14 protein-coding genes are annotated in these 16,304 nt (G+C 49.1%); 10 read left to right on the forward strand and 4 right to left on the reverse strand.

All coding sequences use genetic code 11. The features are described from left to right. Positions 1-4: 4 nt before the first annotated feature. The 3 genes from JMI88_RS23645 to JMI88_RS23655 all read left to right on the forward strand — a co-directional run bounded on the left by JMI88_RS23645 (position 5) and on the right by JMI88_RS23655 (position 3,915). A complete protein-coding gene (locus JMI88_RS23645) occupies positions 5-1,747 on the forward strand; it encodes an ATP-binding protein (protein WP_201364433.1) in 1,743 nt (580 codons plus the stop codon). Positions 1,748-1,756: 9 nt separating this feature from the next. Then, entirely contained in the window at positions 1,757-2,125 is a 369-nt protein-coding gene (locus JMI88_RS23650) for a hypothetical protein (protein WP_201364434.1), read from the forward strand. A 353-nt stretch (positions 2,126-2,478) separates the two neighbouring features. Further along, complete coding sequence (locus JMI88_RS23655) at positions 2,479-3,915, forward strand: hypothetical protein (RefSeq protein ID WP_201364435.1); 1,437 nt, start codon at positions 2,479-2,481, stop codon at positions 3,913-3,915. A gap of 183 nt (positions 3,916-4,098) precedes the next feature. Here JMI88_RS23655 and JMI88_RS23660 read toward each other — a convergent pair whose 3' ends face one another. The 4 genes from JMI88_RS23660 to rplU form a co-directional block, all read right to left on the reverse strand. Further along, a complete protein-coding gene (locus JMI88_RS23660) occupies positions 4,099-5,016 on the reverse strand; it encodes an ABC transporter permease (RefSeq protein ID WP_201364436.1) in 918 nt (305 codons plus the stop codon). After that, on the reverse strand, positions 5,013-5,996 hold the full coding sequence (locus JMI88_RS23665; RefSeq protein ID WP_201364437.1) for an ABC transporter ATP-binding protein: 984 nt from the start codon (positions 5,994-5,996) through the stop codon (positions 5,013-5,015). Before JMI88_RS23665 ends, JMI88_RS23660 begins: the two co-directional genes overlap by 4 nt. A 280-nt stretch (positions 5,997-6,276) precedes the next feature. Next, on the reverse strand, positions 6,277-6,594 hold the full coding sequence (gene rpmA, locus JMI88_RS23670) for a 50S ribosomal protein L27 (RefSeq protein WP_201364438.1): 318 nt from the start codon (positions 6,592-6,594) through the stop codon (positions 6,277-6,279). A 35-nt stretch (positions 6,595-6,629) separates the two neighbouring features. Continuing rightward, positions 6,630-6,968 (reverse strand): 50S ribosomal protein L21, encoded by a 339-nt coding sequence (rplU, locus tag JMI88_RS23675; protein WP_201364439.1) that lies wholly within the window; start codon positions 6,966-6,968, stop codon positions 6,630-6,632. A 544-nt stretch (positions 6,969-7,512) separates the two neighbouring features. Between rplU and JMI88_RS23680 the strand changes: the two genes are divergently transcribed. The 7 genes from JMI88_RS23680 to JMI88_RS23710 all read left to right on the forward strand — a co-directional run bounded on the left by JMI88_RS23680 (position 7,513) and on the right by JMI88_RS23710 (position 16,294). Continuing rightward, the gene (locus tag JMI88_RS23680; RefSeq protein WP_201364440.1) at positions 7,513-8,301 is read left to right on the forward strand and encodes an SDR family NAD(P)-dependent oxidoreductase; all 789 of its coding nucleotides are present in this window, start codon (positions 7,513-7,515) and stop codon (positions 8,299-8,301) included. 827 nt (positions 8,302-9,128) lie between these two features. Continuing rightward, entirely contained in the window at positions 9,129-10,508 is a 1,380-nt protein-coding gene (locus JMI88_RS23685) for an ABC transporter substrate-binding protein (protein WP_201364441.1), read from the forward strand. Between the two features lie 147 nt (positions 10,509-10,655). Then, a complete protein-coding gene (locus JMI88_RS23690) occupies positions 10,656-11,594 on the forward strand; it encodes a carbohydrate ABC transporter permease (RefSeq protein ID WP_201364442.1) in 939 nt (312 codons plus the stop codon). A 28-nt stretch (positions 11,595-11,622) separates the two neighbouring features. Further along, positions 11,623-12,531, forward strand: coding sequence for a carbohydrate ABC transporter permease (locus JMI88_RS23695; protein ID WP_201364443.1), 909 nt, complete (start codon positions 11,623-11,625; stop codon positions 12,529-12,531). A 194-nt stretch (positions 12,532-12,725) separates the two neighbouring features. Further along, complete coding sequence (locus JMI88_RS23700) at positions 12,726-13,763, forward strand: aldose 1-epimerase (protein ID WP_201364444.1); 1,038 nt, start codon at positions 12,726-12,728, stop codon at positions 13,761-13,763. A 371-nt stretch (positions 13,764-14,134) separates the two neighbouring features. Continuing rightward, complete coding sequence (locus JMI88_RS23705; RefSeq protein WP_201364445.1) at positions 14,135-15,262, forward strand: MerR family transcriptional regulator; 1,128 nt, start codon at positions 14,135-14,137, stop codon at positions 15,260-15,262. A 177-nt stretch (positions 15,263-15,439) separates the two neighbouring features. Then, positions 15,440-16,294 (forward strand): hypothetical protein, encoded by an 855-nt coding sequence (locus JMI88_RS23710; protein WP_201364446.1) that lies wholly within the window; start codon positions 15,440-15,442, stop codon positions 16,292-16,294. The last annotated feature ends 10 nt before the right edge of the window (positions 16,295-16,304 follow it).

The raw sequence follows: 16,304 nt of genomic DNA on the forward strand, positions 1-16,304 counted from the left end.
AACTATGCTTGAACCATCACGAACGGATTCTCCTACCCATCCTGCGTATCGCCGACCGGTCGGTATTACCAAGGGGCCGGGTGAGGAGACGCATGAATATACTTTTGTCTCGCGCGACGATGACCAGGTTCTGAAAAACGGTGAGTATGTCTATTATGAGTTGCTCGATCCTGAGGCTGTCGCTTTGAATGGTGGCACTGGTGAGGTGCCTGTGCGCCGCGTGCTCGGACGTATAATTAAGCGTGTACCATTGCAATTATATCCGGATACCTTTCTGGGCGAGCCAGAGATTCCACCTGCTCAGGTGGCGGCGATGGTTGGCTATAACTCGCGCACTAATGAACTGTTTGAGTTGCATGTAGCCATTATGGGATATTATGATGCCGCCACTGGCTCATTCATCAATCCCTGGATTCCTCCGCAATCGGGCAAGCAGATATACCTGGCCGATGATGTCATGCTGGCTGAGATCCTGAGTCGTAAAAGAGATCTTGATCCGGGCTCGGCCACCATTGGTTCGCTGTTGACGCGCGCTCCCAATGCTGTGCCGATCGTACTTTCGGTTAAGGATCTGGTGAGCACTCACCTGGCAATTATAGCCAGCACAGGTGCCGGTAAGAGCTACCTGGCCAGTGTGGTCATTGAGGAACTGATGAAGGCCCAGAATAAGGCCTGCGTCTTAATTGTTGATCCCCATGGCGAATATGGAACCCTGGACCAGATTACCAATTATGCGCAATTTTCTGCGGAGGGCGATGGTACCGGTCGCGGCTATCGGGCCCAGGTACAGGTCTATAAACCTGAACAGGTCAAGGTGCGCATCTCAACCTTGAATATTGGTGATATGCGTCAGTTGCTACCAGAGATGACCGAGAAGCAGCAGTATCTGCTAAGCAGGGCCTTGCGTAAGGTGCATGAAACCAGGCGTAACCATCCCTGGGGCGTGGCGGACCTCAAACAGGCCATCAAGGCGGTCTCGCGCCAGAAGAATGACGAGGATAGCGAGGGAGCCGACGACTCCAGTACTGTGCATGCGCTTACGTGGCGTGTCGAGCAGCGTTTTGAGCATAGCTTTACCTTTGATGATACTCAGCACCTGGACTTGCCAGAAATCTTTCGCCCGGGACAGTGTACGGTCTTGCAGCTCAATGAGATCGATGAACGCGATCAGCAGGTAATTGTGGCCACGCTTTTGCGCCGCCTCAATCAAGCGCGCATGGATACCGAGCGCGGCAAGGTCCATTCTGGCGAATCGTATCTGCCTTACCCTGTGTTTGTCCTATTGGAAGAGGCACATCACTTCGCGCCAGGCGGAACAGAAGTCGTCTCGACCGGTATTCTCAAGCAGGTGCTGGCCGAGGGCCGTAAGTTTGGTATCGGCGTTGGCTTGATCAGTCAGCGGCCAGGTAAACTGGATGCCGACGTGCTCAGCCAGTGTCAGACGCAGTGTATTATGCGTATCGTCAACGAGATCGACCAGAAGAGCGTCGCAGCCGCAATCGAAGGCGTTGGACGCGATCTGCTGGGTAATTTGCCCGCTCTCTCGAAGGGCCAGGTGATCGTTGCTGGCGCCGCCGTAAACACGCCTGTCATTTGTCGTGTACGTACGCGCTATACTCAGCACGGCGGTGAAAGTAAGGATGCGCCAGATCTATGGCAGCAATACTTTAACAAAGATACGCCGGAGAGTCGCCGCCGCTCAGATGCGCCACTGAACGGCAATAAAGGCTTTAATTTGATGAGATAAGAGTAAAGGATGAAAAAGTACCCCTATCGAACAATAGTCGCTATGATCGCCCCACTGGCCTGGGGCGGTCTATTATTGTTTACATATCTAGTGGTGCCTTCTTCATTGTTCGCCATTTTAATGTTCTTCGGGCTATTATCTCTCGCGCTCATGTGCAGTTTTTTCCCATTGACCCATTTTCTGGGTCAACGCCTGCTTTTTACGCGCCGTTACCGGGCTACCAACCGCCAGGCCCTGCGACAGGCCGGACTACTCACCATTATTATCCTCGCCAATCTCGCCCTGCGTGCCCTCCACAGCTGGAATATTCTTACCGCCTTCATCATCATCATTGCTGCTGTGATTGTCGAAATTCTCTCTCTTGCTCGCAAAATATAATCTATCGCTCCTCAATAATCCTCTCTCCCATCTTACGCCGATGAAAACTGCATTTGCCCTAGTTGGAAACTTAGTAGAAAGTACTAACTTTCATCACCGTAAGCTTGATAGCCCCTTTAGCTATGTTATTATCACATCTAGCAGTGTGTCATTTTTAACTATTGTGATTCAATGATAGTTAAAATAACTATGCTAGTTTCAATATATGTCATTGAAACTGCCAGTATAAACTAGAGCCATGCGTAACAATCTGCAACCGGATGGCAGTTTCACGCAGCTCTATCTTCTATCGCACGGATGCGTGCCCAAATACCCAGGAAATCCTGGATAGAAGAGAGTTAAAGTGTATGCATATGAGTAATAAGTCACCTGAAAGCCACCTTTATCGAAAAGGCGTACTACCAAACCAGAGGAGGCGTGAACGCCACATCTCACCTTTTGTGCTGATAAGTTCACTGCTCACCCTGGCTATTATTGCCGGAGCTGGAGCTCTGCTCCTGCTTAGTCCGTCGCTCTCATCCCACGCGAAAGATGACGCTGCGGTCAATGGGGATTGCTCTTTGATCGTGCCGCCCCAGCCCTTAACGGCCCAGGGTCTGGCTACTCCCTATCAACTGGTGGCAACCGATCGCGACAAAGGAGCATGCCACGAGAATAATCTCAAGCAAGCCGCTTTTGTGCAGGGAGCTATTTTTAATCCGCAGACCAACCAGATCTCTATTTACAATCCCCTGGTTGTTGATCGGGGAGACAAGCCAGCCGTTGCTCCTGTGGTGCCTACTTTGCCACAGGGCGCTATCGTTGGCCTCTGGTTTGGGTTTAATGGCAATAATTTGACCTTGCGTGGGGGCACGCAGAATCTGCAGGCCAGTAATTGTGTCAATGGCCTGGCGAATTCGATCTTTGGTCAGTTTGCCTATTGTAATGCATCGGCATTTTTCAATGCAGCCAATCAGGCAATCACTGCTGGTAAATTGACCGTACCTGCTCTGGGTATGGCCAATGACGGCATGCCCTGTCCTACGGTACGGGACTTTAGTTTGATTGATATGGACCAGAGCGACAATGTCACGACCGAATACTTGATTGATCCAGCCACCCGGCGCATGGCTCAGCATACTGATGCTGCTTCGGGCCAGCTGCCACAGGGCATTTTGCAGACCAATGGTAGCGATAACCGCCTGCTCGCGCTTGGTTTGGATAGCGCGTTGGGATGTCAATCGTGGTCGGCACCAGACCTTGCCAATCCCGGTCATAATGTGACGGCTTTGCCTCTCAATGAGTTGCAGGCAGCGGCCCACCAGGCAGCACCCGTAGCACTGGTTCCCAGTGGTGATCCAATGGTTAAGGTTGGAAATAATACGAGCCTGGCCAAAGTAAATCTGTATCGTGCAGGTGTCAATCAGCCTCTGGCCCAGAGCCTGGCTGACGCAAATACAGCACAGTACTGTCAGAACTTCCTGGCCAAAGCTCCGTCGCGTATTTTTGCCGATCAATCTATGACCAGTCTGAAGCCCTCTGCCGATCCTATGCTAGCCAATAACCTCTTTACCTTCCTGGCTCAGCGCTTCAACGGTAGCTGGGGAGCCAAGGGCCTGAATTGTCGGGGCCTGCTTGGTCTGAAGAGTCCGATCAAGCTGAGTATGCAGGACAAAATTACCGTCAACGCTACTCTGGTTGGCACACAGGTTGTGAACGGTAATCAGGGTAAGAAGCAGCCAGTGAAGAAGCAAGATACTGGCAACCAGCAGAGCACCCAGACCCAGCCAGTTCCGGAGATTATAAAATAAAGTAGGTGCGCCCCTTGTGGGCGCTTCTACTCTTCAAAATCGAAAAATAAGCAATAATAACATTATGTATGCATCGATCAAAACCGCTCCCAAAAAGCGACTGGGAGCGGTTTTGATCGATAAGCAGGAGGGGCGTACCTGTTTGCAGGAGCTGCTCTAATTTATTTTCTGCAAGTAGAGAGGTTATTCTTTGATATCGCGCATCACTGTCAGTGCGATCGAGGCTACGAGGAAGATCAGACCGTATACCAATGCGACCCACAGGGTGTGCGCACCATCAACCTGGACCAGCGGGGTGATGCCAACTGGATAGATATGCAGTTTGGCAGGTAATACCTGGCTGGCCATAGCATTCAGGTTAGGCCCCAGGAAGTAGGCGGTCACATTTTTCCAGAAGTCATTTTTGGTGATCAGATAGCCCAGGCGGAAAAACTGGGCGCCAATATTGTCGACTGGAAACCAGGCCAGTCCGGCGCTTAAACCGATCGTCAGGGAGCGACCGAGCACACTGAACACGGTGCCCAGCAGGATAGTTACCACGGTACTGACCAGCACTGTCAGAAGGTAGAGTCCGGTATCTGACCAGAACTGTGAGGTAAGCGTTTTTAAAGCATCCAGGTTACCTACTTTGACCAGCAATAGGATAAAGATCAGAGCGGCTGTCAGCAGTATACAGCCAATGAGGACGAGCAAGGCCACAATCAAAAGGCTGGTTACTTTGGCTGCCAGCAGTGTTAGCTTCCCCACGCCACGTGCCACCAGCACACGAATGGTACCCATTTGATATTCCAGACCTATCACATAAGCAGTCAAAACCAGGATGTAGAGGCCGGTGAAGATCTGGACAAAGGCCAGCCCATTTTCCATCTCTTTATACATAAAGCCAAGTTGATCCATCGCAATAGTTTGTTTTAGTTCACTATCGATGAGTCGCACTAGTGTGCCCGCGCAGATAAACAGGATCACTAGAAGCAGAGGAATCCAGGTTGACCAGCGGCGCGACATTTTTAATAATTCGCCACGAATAATCCCGAAAAAGCTAGGGGTTGAGGCTCGGAGCCGCGCCCGTTCCGCCTCGCTCATTACAATTGCTGTACTCACTGTATCTCTCCTGAGCTACTATTTGTCAATTCAAGGAAAATCTTTTCCAGGTCTTTGGTCGCGGGTGTCAGCGTGTCTGGTACAAATCCAGCCTGGACCAGGAAAAGGTTCAGGTTGCGGCCTTGTCCTCCGGGTGCCGTCGTCACCAGGGCGCCATCTGGATTAATATAGGCCCCTTTACCCCAGGACTCTTTTTGCACCAGCTGCAGGGCTCCTGGCGCGTTTTCCAGGCGTACACTAAACTCGCCGTCGCCCCGGACCAGATTTTCAATGGTCGTCTCCCTTACCAGGGAGCCCAACGAGATAATCGCGACGCGTGTGCAGATCTGCTGCACCTCGGTAAGCAGGTGGCTGGAAATAAGCACGCTCTTGCCCTCAGCCGCGAGACGATGCATCAAATCGCGCATCTCCACGATGCCAGCCGGATCGAGTCCATTGGCTGGCTCATCCAGAATGACCAGGTCGGGGTCCTGCAGCAGGGCAATGGCGATACCCAATCGCTGCTTCATACCCAGTGAATAGGTACGGACGCGATCTTTCTGACGGTTAGTGAGTCCGACCAGCTCAAGCACTTCATCGATACGCTTATTGGAAACGCCACCCAGAACGGAACCGACGGCCCGTAGATTGTCACGTCCAGACATATAAAGGTAGAGGGCAGGGGTCTCGATCAGCGCGCCAACGCGGGGAAGAACCCGGGAACGGTGGTGCGCAAGCTCTTTACCTAAGATTTCAATACTTCCAGCCGTCGGCGTAATCAATCCCAACACCATACGGATGGTAGTCGTTTTACCTGCGCCATTAGGGCCCAGGAAGCCAAAGATATCACCTTTATGAATTTCCAGACTGAGGTTATTGACAGCCATACGCTGCTTATATTGTTTACTCAGGTTATTGATGCGCAACACCACTTCATCTGAGCGCGACATGCCAGCGCGAGAGCGCTGCATCTCGGCTATCAGGGGAGGTCCATATGCCATATGTTTGACCGTTCCTTTCATTTACCTGCAATTTTAATTTTTATTGATAAGTATGTATTCATTAGAAAAAAGTGTGATGTAAAGAGAAATGAGATATGCTGATGCCGTACACAACACTTATAAGGTGGATTATACGCCTTTATTGTCTCGAAGATGTTATGTAATTGTCGCAAATTTGTCGCAATTATAGAAGCAAATACCGTAGGTATAGCCAAAAAGAAAGCTCTCCAGTTGTCATTGACAACTGGAGAGCTTTCTTTTTCTTCTGTGGTAGGAAAATCTACTCGGCGACTACAACTGCTTCCTGGGCTGTCAGCAGTTCAGCGAGTGATGGGCGATCAGGAAACTCGCTCACAATGCTGACCTCGCGACGCTCGCGGCTAGCATGGCCGAATTTCACATAGCCGTGGGTGAGTGCGTACAGAGTGTGGTCGCGACCCACTCCAACATTGACGCCCGGGCGAATCTTTGTGCCGCGCTGACGAACAATGATGCTACCAGCGGTGACTAATTGACCATCGAAGCGCTTGACGCCAAGCATTTTAGGATTGCTATCTCGACCATTGCGAGAGCTACCCATACCTTTTTTATGTGCCATGAATTATTCCTCCGTTAATACGCCTCAGGGCCTGATTACTTTTTTGAAACGAGGCTCTTGCCTTCAGCGAAAACATCGTCAATGCGCAGAACGGTCAGTTCCTGGCGATGGCCGCGGCGATGGCGATAGCGCTTTTTGGATTTATATTTGAAAACGATCAATTTTTCACCGCGTGTGTGGCCTTCAACGGTTGCCAGCACTTCGGCTTTTTCTACAAATGGGGCGCCAACAAATGTGTTGTCGGTGTCCGAGATCAACAGGACCTCGCCGATACGAATCTGTGAGCCCTCTTCGACTGCAAGTCGGTTTACTTCGAGCTTATCGCCTACGGAAACCTTGTATTGCCGTCCACCACTTTTAATGACTGCAAACATGCTTTTATTTCTCCTTATAAGGTCCCTACGCTCAAATCCAGGAGGATACGTAGAAGGCATGGGTGGCTCGCCGTTCTGAACAGTTCCTGTTTCCTGGACGATTGTCTTAGGTTTTGACTGAAAAGATGCGTCTAGCCGAATGAAGCTGACGTCCTGGCTCAGTATTTTATAGATATATACACACCACTGGCCATTCAGCGTAGGGGGCTGACACACATATTGTGTGTGGCTCTTGAGGGTGATAGTGCACTTTTAGACATAGCGATGCCGTTGTCATTTGTGCCTCCCCATGATAGCAGTGATTATCTGCGCTGTCAAGCTATATTGCCAAACAGTTGCTTGCGCTTGCTTTGCAACATAGCTGCTGTTTTATCTGCCAATGCATCACGCCAGACGTTGATTACTTTTGCCTGTCACTGATCATGATGTTGCCTCGTGCTACTGATGTTGCCGCCAGGCTAACGCTTTGCGCAATCTTTTGACGTACATGTGCTGGAGAAGGAGGGATGGATCTCATCAACCTATAGATAGAAAGGTACCAGATATGGATTTACAATTGCAGGGTAAACGGATATTAGTAACGGGTTCTACGATGGGTATTGGTAAGGCGATTGCAGAGGAACTGCTCAGGGAAGGGGCGCAGGTGATTGTAAACGGTCGCAACCAGGACAGCGTTGAGCGAACACGACAGGAGTTTCGGCAGCGTTATCCCCAGGCTCAGGCTGCCGCTCTCATAGCGGATCTAGGGACAAAAGAGGGATGCCAGCTGGCCATTGGGACATATCCAGATGTGGATATATTGGTGAACAATCTGGGCATTTTTGAGGTTTCAGATTTTTTCGATACTACGGATGAGCAGTGGCTGCACTTCTTCGAGGTCAATGATATGAGTGGGGTACGTTTATCACGTCATTATTTAAGGAGCATGCTTGATAAGGGCTGGGGGCGTATCCTCTTTATCTCTAGCGAGTCGGCTATCAATCCTGCGCCTGAGATGGCGCATTATAGCGCTACTAAAACGATGCAACTGGCTTTGTCGCGTAGCCTGGCCGAACTTACAAAGGGTACACAGGTGACCGTGAATGTTGTATTGCCAGGCTCAACCTTGACAGAAGGTGTCAGCAAGTTTATTCATGATGTTTTTCCAGATGAGGAGCCCGCCAGAGCAGAAAAGCGCTTTATGCAAGAGAATCGCCCTACGTCATTAATCGAACGTTTGATCCGGCCAGAGGAGGTAGCGTACTTTGTTGCCTTTCTATGCAGCCCGCTGGCGTCAGCCATCAATGGATCCGCACTACGCGTGGATGGTGGACTTGTGCGCAGTATCATCTAGTATACTTAATGCGCACATACTCCGTATTATATAGAGATATTTGCACACAAAATTTTCAAGAGCCGCTGGCGGAAGAACATATTTGCATGATACAAAATGATTCATGTTGTCAGCAGCGTTGAGACGAATTTTTCGCGCCGCGAAAAATTCGTCTCAAAATTGTCCGAAATTCCACAGTTGATCAGTCTCTAATAAGTAAGGAGGTACAATACCTGCAAAAAGCAGATAGGCGCAGAGAGTATAACTGATTCTGATGCTAATTGATGAGTGTAAATGTAGTGTTTTGTCTCAATCAGGATAGCTCGACCATTTGTCAATCTAGCTGGCAGCAGGGTTTATTAGAAAAAGCATTAATCCCTTTTTTTGAAATACTGCATCCTTCATATTGACAAATGATAATTTTTCAGTTATAAATTTTGCATACAGGATTTCCGTGAATACATAGTATTTAATTAACCTTTATTCTATGTATTCTAGGATCGCTGAATTCCAGTGAGGTTTTATACGCGATGTTAGCGTATAATTGTACTAGAGCAGCTTTTTTCAACGTTGATGGTCATGCATGATACATATAGATAAGTTTCGTTGCTTCGGAAAACTAGCCTATAGTTGTGACTTTAGTTTGTGGAGCTATAGTCTAATTCTAGCTATAAGCAACTCTTGTCCCAAATAGTATGACATCTGAGTCGTATCTCAGGTGTATTTTTATACTCAAATGTACTTGCATCGACTCTAGCATTTTATTTATGTCAATCTGGTATCGTTAATGATGCACTAATGCATCAGTGATCTTGGTTCCAAAGATGGAATAAAAGGAAGGTATCATCATGGGCAATCCTCAGCAAAGCCTCGTTCAAAGTTTCCTGACCGGCAAAATTGGACGGCGTGCGTTTATCAACCGGGCCGTCGGGCTTGGTATTTCTCTGGCTAGCGTGGAAGCATTTGTCGCGGCCTGTGGCGGCGGCAGTGGCAGCGGTGGCTCTGGCTCCTCGATTACGTGGTCCAACTGGGCCAATACTGGTGAACTGGCGCGTTTTAAAGCCTTCACCGAGGACTACAACCAGAAACACAAAACCAATGTGCAGTATAACTACGTTCCCTCGGCCAACAACAACTATTTCACCAAAATCACGACCGAGCTGAATGGTGGTAATGCGCCGGACGTATTCTATGTTGGTGATGGCGACATTGCCAAGCTGGTCGCTAACCAGACCATTATGCAACTGAACGACCTGCTCTCCAGCTCAAAGAGTAAAGAGTCGGCTGACGACTACTTGCCTGGCCTGTGGGGCGCTGCCAAGACCAAGAGCGGAAAGATCTTTGGTGTACCTGTAGACTGCAATCCTCTGCTGCTCTGGTTTAACAAGAAAGTGTTGACCGATGCCGGCGTCAAAGACATGCCCACCGATCTCTATGCGCAGAATAAGTGGACGCGTGACGCCTTCCAGGAGATGATCCAGAAGATTCATACCAACGGCAAGCAAGGCTTTATCCTTGATGCCTGGGCTATGCAATTTTGGGCCTGGTGTACCACCAATGGTGGTAAAGTCTATGACAACAATGGTTATGGCAACTTTATCGCCCATGAAGACCCCAAGTCATTGGATGCCATGAAGTGGCTGGCCGATCAGACAAAGCAGAAGACTATCGTCTATGCTGGTAGCCTGCCAAAGGGCCAGGGTTCAGATCTGAACTTCATTGGTAACCAGGTTGGCTTTATCTCAGTTGGACGTTGGGATCTGCCCGAGTTCAAGACTGCTGGTAGCCTTCAGTACGACTGCGTACCTTTCCCCTCCCCATCGGGTACCATTGCTCCCGCACCAGTAGCCCTGGCATATATGGTCATCAACAAGAAGACCAAACTGAAAGATGCCGCCTTTGATTTCCTCACCAACTTCGTTTCGGCTGATGGCCAGACCTTCCGTCTCCATGGAGGTGGTAACGCCGTACCTTCCATCAAATCGACTGATACAGAAAAAGTGGTTACGGAAGGCAACATACCAGTTCACGCCAAGTTCTTGCTTGATGCGCGTAACATTGGCTATGGTCTCCCCCCGGCCGAGGGCAGCGCCCCCGCCCTGTCGGATGACATCAAAACCGCCCTTGATCCAGTCTGGCTGCAAGGTAAAGACATTACCACCGCTCTCGCCGGTGTTGCTTCCATGGCCAATCCCCGTATCAAAGCCGGCCAGGAAAAAATACAGTAATCTGGTAATACTGTTCGCAAGCGGTACACATCCACTTTGTGTATGTGGGGAAATAGCCTTGTCAAGAAGGCTATTTCCCTTACTATCTTCACCACAGGCTGCTTTCCCTCGCAGTCTCTTGAAAACATAGGGGTTAAGGTACGAGACATGGAGTATCAAGTCAGTTCGCTTGGGGTGGCTAAACAAGGGTCATCAAGGAATAACTTGCGCCGACGTCAGATGAGTGAAGCCTTATGGGGTTACTTCTTTATTCTTCCTCAAATGATTGGACTTTTGGCGTTTGCTTTAATTCCTCTCATTGCGGTGTTCTACTATAGCGCCAACAACTGGGATGGGCTGGGGCCCATGACATTTGTTGGCTTTCAGAATTATATTGATCAGTTTAACAGCCCTGACCTGCATATCGCGCTGTGGAATACCCTGTATTACACTATTCTGACTGTACCGGGTGGGTTGATTCTGGCACTGCTGGCCGCACTAGGACTCAATAACGTACGTGGCAAAACGATCTATCGTGTGATCTACTTTATGCCGGTGGTTACCAGTAGCGTCGCCGTGGCGGTGATCTGGGGCTGGCTGCTCAACAGTGATTTCGGTCTGATCAATATCCTGCTCAAAGATTGGTTTCATATTCATGGGCCTGGCTGGATAACTGATTCCCGTTTTGTTATCCCTTCGATCGCGATGCTAAGCATCTGGAGCAGCCTGGGCTTTAATATGATCATCTTCCTGGCCGGTCTGCAAGGTATTCCGGCAACATACGCTGAAGCTGCCCGGATTGACGGCGCTAATCGCTTGCAGCTCTTCTTTCGTGTGACGCTGCCAATGCTTACTCCCACCCTCTTCTTTACCACTGTCCTGTCGGTTATTAGCTCTTTCCAGGTTTTTGACCAGGCATTTGTGTTGACTGGTGGTGGCCCGGGTAAAGATAGCTATACGATCGTGTATCACATCTATCACCTGGGTTTTGAACAAAACCAGTTTGGCGGGGCCAGTTCGGCGGCCGTAATCCTGTTTGCGATCCTGTTAGTTCTGACGCTGCTTCAGCTCTGGTTCCAGCGCCGCTGGGTCACTTACGACGTATAGAGCATGTACGAGAAAGAGGAGTACGCATATGTTGCAAGAAACTGTTAAGAGCGATGTGGCTGGCAGCACTGCTTCTAATCGCGCGAAACAGCTACCAAGGCGTAAGAGCGAGGGCAATGGTCGACTTTTTACCATTGTTCTCCATATCCTGCTGATTATCGGAGCCATCATTATGGCGTCGCCATTTGTCTGGATGGTACTGACCTCACTGAAGGACACGAGCCAGGCTTTTAGCGATCCTCCGGTCTGGATTCCCAACCCCTTTGTGTGGAGCAATTACCCTGATTCCTTAGATGCTCTACCTTTTAACCTGGCTTACTTTAATAGTATCTATATTGCGGTGATCGTGGTGGCCTGTCAGCTGGTCACCTGTTCAATGGCTGGCTATGCGTTCGCGCGCATTAATTTTCCCGGCCGCGGTTTCATCTTTGTGCTCTTCCTGGCCACAATGATGATTCCTTTCCAGTTGACCATTATCCCGATCTTTATGACCATGAAATATCTCGGCTGGCTGGATACCCACCTGTCGTTGATTGTGCCGCCCGCGCTGTTCAGCGCCTTTGGCGTTTTCCTGATGCGCCAGTTTATTATGGGCATTCCACATGAGCTGGAAGAGGCCGCCATCGTTGATGGCGCGAATCGCTGGACGATCTATACACGGGTCATTTTACCGCTGCTCCGTGCGCCGCTTTCCGCCCTGGGCATCTTCTCATTCCTGGCCCAGTGGAACAACTTCTTCATGCCGTTGATCATGCTCAATAGCTCAGACAAATTCACGGTGCCGCTGATGCTCAATCAGTTCCGTGGCCAATACGCAACGGAATGGACCATGGTGATGGCCGGTTCGGTGATCGCAGTCGTGCCAGTGCTGATTGTATACATTCTTGCTCAGCGCTATATCATTCAAGGTATTGCTATGACTGGCTTGAAGTCATAACGAATAGAAGGGGACTAGCTCTTATTCCTCCCTTTCCCATAAGGGTAGCCCGACATGTGCCGCGGCACATGTCGGGCTACCCTTATTTTTTGCTAAATGTCAAAATAAGAGTGTATCTGATCACTTTCTGGAAATCGAGTGATAAGATATAAATAATCCAGCAACCTTAAAGAAAAATTTGTGAGGATTATCTTATGACAGCAGAACATCATCAGGGAGCTTTTTCAGCAGATATAAGTAAGGATACCGAGTTGGCATCCACGATCTTATCTCTGGCGTATGAGGACCCTCAAAATCCCGCTCGGAGTATGAGCATCAGCATTGCGCCCGATCTTGGTAGTAATCTGTACCGCTTTCGCGTGGGCAACCACGAAATCATCCACTGCGAGCGCGAGCTGTTGAAGCAGATGTCTTTTACCGGCGATTTTGTGCTCTGGCCCTTACCTAATCGTATACGCGATCGGCGTTATTCTTTCCAGGGTCAGGATTATTCTCTGGTGGATGTGGAGCGACCACAGGGAAATTATGTGCTGATCCATGGCCTGGTATTTGATCGTCAGTGGCACTATGAGCAGCCGGTTGTGAAGCAGGATGCTGTGAGTGTGACCACCTATGTAGATATTAACAAAGAGAGCGATCATTGGTACGAGTCTTATCCGTTTGATAGTCGTCTCTCTTTGACATATACACTAAATAGAGAGGGTGTACACATTACTTATCAGGTTCAGAATAAGGGCCAGCGCGTATTGCCTTTTGGCTTTGCTCTACATCCCTATTTTTCGTTGCTTTCAGGCAAGCAGGATACCTATGTGAGTGTTCCTGTTGCAACTGTGATGGAGGCTGATGAGGAGTTGTTACCAACGGGCCGGTTATTGGATGTGAGAGGCACTATGTATGCTATGTTTGATGTGCGTCAGCCGGTTGCCGTTGGAAATTTGAAGCTAGATCATGTGTATATGGATTTGCAGCCTGGGGCCCCGGCCATTATCGATTATCGCCAGCAGGGTTTGCAATTACACATTTCTGCCACCGATGACTTTACCCATGCGATCATTTATACGGCCACGGAAAAAGATAATTTTTTCTGCCTGGAGCACCAGACCTGCTCGACTGATGCGATCAATCTGCATCACCAGGGCGAGGAGCGTCGGCGTATGGCCCACCTGCTAGAGGTGCAGCCAGGGGAGTCCTTCCAGGGGACCCTGAATTATCAGGTGAAATTCAGTCACTGAGTATCCCGCTGGCGCCCCGATCTCTTTTTATGGGTTGTTGCAGAACATGCGCAGATGCGCACGTTCTGCAACAACCCATAAAACGTTTTGAGCGCCGAAGGCGCGTAGCGTCAGGTGCCGAAGGCACGAATGCCTGGTTTTGCAAAGACTCCTGATTTTAAGAATCTGGCTTTACCTTTCTACCCGCTCTACCCACTAAAGCACGTCTATGATAGGGTTGAAAAGAGATTTAACAAATCCTGTGCAAAGCCTGGACTGATAGAGATATGATGTGTTATGGTATAGCGCAATAGAGAGTTCCTGGTCTGCATGAGTACACGTGGATGGGGACCCTGGCTTGAACGTATATGTCCGTTTAATCGGAGAATTGTATGACCACTTATGATGGGTCGATGGAGTGGCCCCGTTTAGAACAATATTCGGATCAGCCAGTTTTTAATACGAAAGCTGTTGTGCAACAAACGGGTGTTCCTGCTCCGACGCTACGAGCCTGGGAGCGGCGCTACGCACTATTGAGGCCGGAGCGGGCCAACAATGCGTACCGTTTATACTCGGAACGTGATATTGCGCTGATCCACTGGTTGAAAGAGTGTATAGATGGTGGTATGTCGATTAGCCATGCTGTAGCCCTTTTTCGCCATTTGGAGGAGCAACAGCAGCACCCTGCAGAAGAGGGTGCTGATACTTATTTTGAGGTTGCCACACCTTCTTTCCTGGTCGCATTGAATCCTCCAGATCTTAATGCCGAGCAATTTGTTCATCCTGCTAAAGAGATGCTTGTTGACCATTTTCTTGCGCTACAGGCTGAAAATTTTAAAGCAGGTAGAGGATATCCTGAAGCCTACAGCATGCAAGTGGCACGCGCGCAGCTAATTGAGATTTTTCAGGACATGGATGAACAGGCTGCCCAGGTTTTAATGGGCTCTATGTTGTCTTTTTATGCTGTTGAGCAGGTTTGTAGCGAACTGATTATGCCCACGCTATGGGATATCGGTCGCTTATGGGCCGAGGGCTATTTGACGGTGTCGGTAGAACATTTTGCCAGTAGTTTCTTTCGCGCTGTACTGACGAATATGTTTCATGTGACACGTGGCCCGAGCTCAGGACCAATTGTGCTTACCTGTTGTGCGCCAGGCGAGCCGCATGAATTATCTATTCTGATGCTGTCGCTCTTATTGCGCCGCCGAGGGATGCGCGTAGTCTACCTGGGACAGAGCATTGAGACAACCGGTTTGCTGCATACCGCCAAAAGGCTATCTCCTGCGGCTATCTGCCTCTCTTTGACGCTACCTGCTTATCTGCCTGCATTGATAAGCCTGGGGCGGCAACTACAACTTATGCCGGAGCCACGGCCGATTTTGATCTTTGGCGGGCAGGCATTCTCACAGTTTCCACATCCTGAAAATTTGATTCCCGAAGGTGTGTATATGACTGGGGATTTGAATGAAATCACAATGCGCTTACAATCGATTGTGCTTGATCCTTTTGTAAAAAAATAAGGGCGCCGCTGTTTATCGCGGCATCGATTTACGTTGGCGCCTGCCTATATAAGCCACACTCCACCCACTTTCAACTCAGGAAAAGAATCTACGATTTTTGGCTTCCTGGCGTTTATATTGAGTGATGGATTGGCGGTTTATCGCATACAACAAATTATTGTAGTATGGGAGAAATACGTGAGATCACTATATCGCAAGCCTTTTCCCTGGTATGGTTTTGTTGCCCTTCTTCTCTGCGTCCTTGCCTGGACCGGTTCATGGCTCCATCTTGAGCCGTTCAGCGGCTATCTGTTCTTTCCACTCTGGCTAGGGTATATCTTCTTTATGGATGCTCTGGTAGTAATGCGCCATGGCACGTCTCTGCTTATGCGTATGCGTTGGCGCTATGTTTTCTTATTTATAACCTCCAGTATTTTCTGGTGGATCTTTGAGTGGTTCAATAGCGCGATTCAAAACTGGCACTATATCGTTGACCATCCATATACCCCATTTATGTTTATTGTGCTGGCCAGCATAAATTTCAGTACCGTCTTACCGGCTGTATTAGAAACCACTGAATTTCTCTTTACATTCAAGACCAGGCGTCTGGAACTGTCCCCCTATGATCCTGGAGCACGCTTGCCATTACCATCCTTTATTATATTGGAACTAATAGGGATCGCCTGCTTTATACTTCCCTGGGTCTATCCACACTACTGTTTCCCTCTTGTTTGGTTCAGTTTAACTTTTCTGCTTGACCCACTCAATAACTATTTTGGACGCAAATCAGTCTTTGCCCATATCGCTGCCCAGAACTGGAGCTTTATGATCTTGCCGTTTGGAGCCCTCTTTTGTGGCTTTTTCTGGGAGATGTGGAACTACTTTTCCTTACCTAAATGGTACTACACGGTTCCCTATATCAACTTCTGGAAAGTCTTTGAAATGCCTCTGCTCGGCTATCTTGGCTACCTACCTTTTGCGCTTGAGCTCTTTGCTCTATATCAGTTTATCCTCTGGCTTACCTGGCAAAAAGAAGATTTTCTTTTAATTTAAATGTGCAGCG

The sequence above is a fragment of the Dictyobacter formicarum genome, assembly GCF_016587435.1.

Coding starts and splice junctions, on each gene's coding strand:
- JMI88_RS23690 (WP_201364442.1), top strand. CDS start 10,656: ATGGAGTATCAAGTCAGTTCGCTTGGGGTGGCTAAACAAGGGTCATCA.
- JMI88_RS23650 (WP_201364434.1), top strand. CDS start 1,757: ATGAAAAAGTACCCCTATCGAACAATAGTCGCTATGATCGCCCCACTG.
- JMI88_RS23665 (WP_201364437.1), bottom strand. CDS start 5,996: ATGGCATATGGACCTCCCCTGATAGCCGAGATGCAGCGCTCTCGCGCT.
- JMI88_RS23705 (WP_201364445.1), top strand. CDS start 14,135: ATGACCACTTATGATGGGTCGATGGAGTGGCCCCGTTTAGAACAATAT.
- JMI88_RS23700 (WP_201364444.1), top strand. CDS start 12,726: ATGACAGCAGAACATCATCAGGGAGCTTTTTCAGCAGATATAAGTAAG.
- rpmA (WP_201364438.1), bottom strand. CDS start 6,594: ATGGCACATAAAAAAGGTATGGGTAGCTCTCGCAATGGTCGAGATAGC.
- JMI88_RS23645 (WP_201364433.1), top strand. CDS start 5: ATGCTTGAACCATCACGAACGGATTCTCCTACCCATCCTGCGTATCGC.
- JMI88_RS23695 (WP_201364443.1), top strand. CDS start 11,623: ATGTTGCAAGAAACTGTTAAGAGCGATGTGGCTGGCAGCACTGCTTCT.
- JMI88_RS23680 (WP_201364440.1), top strand. CDS start 7,513: ATGGATTTACAATTGCAGGGTAAACGGATATTAGTAACGGGTTCTACG.
- JMI88_RS23655 (WP_201364435.1), top strand. CDS start 2,479: ATGAGTAATAAGTCACCTGAAAGCCACCTTTATCGAAAAGGCGTACTA.
- rplU (WP_201364439.1), bottom strand. CDS start 6,968: ATGTTTGCAGTCATTAAAAGTGGTGGACGGCAATACAAGGTTTCCGTA.
- JMI88_RS23685 (WP_201364441.1), top strand. CDS start 9,129: ATGGGCAATCCTCAGCAAAGCCTCGTTCAAAGTTTCCTGACCGGCAAA.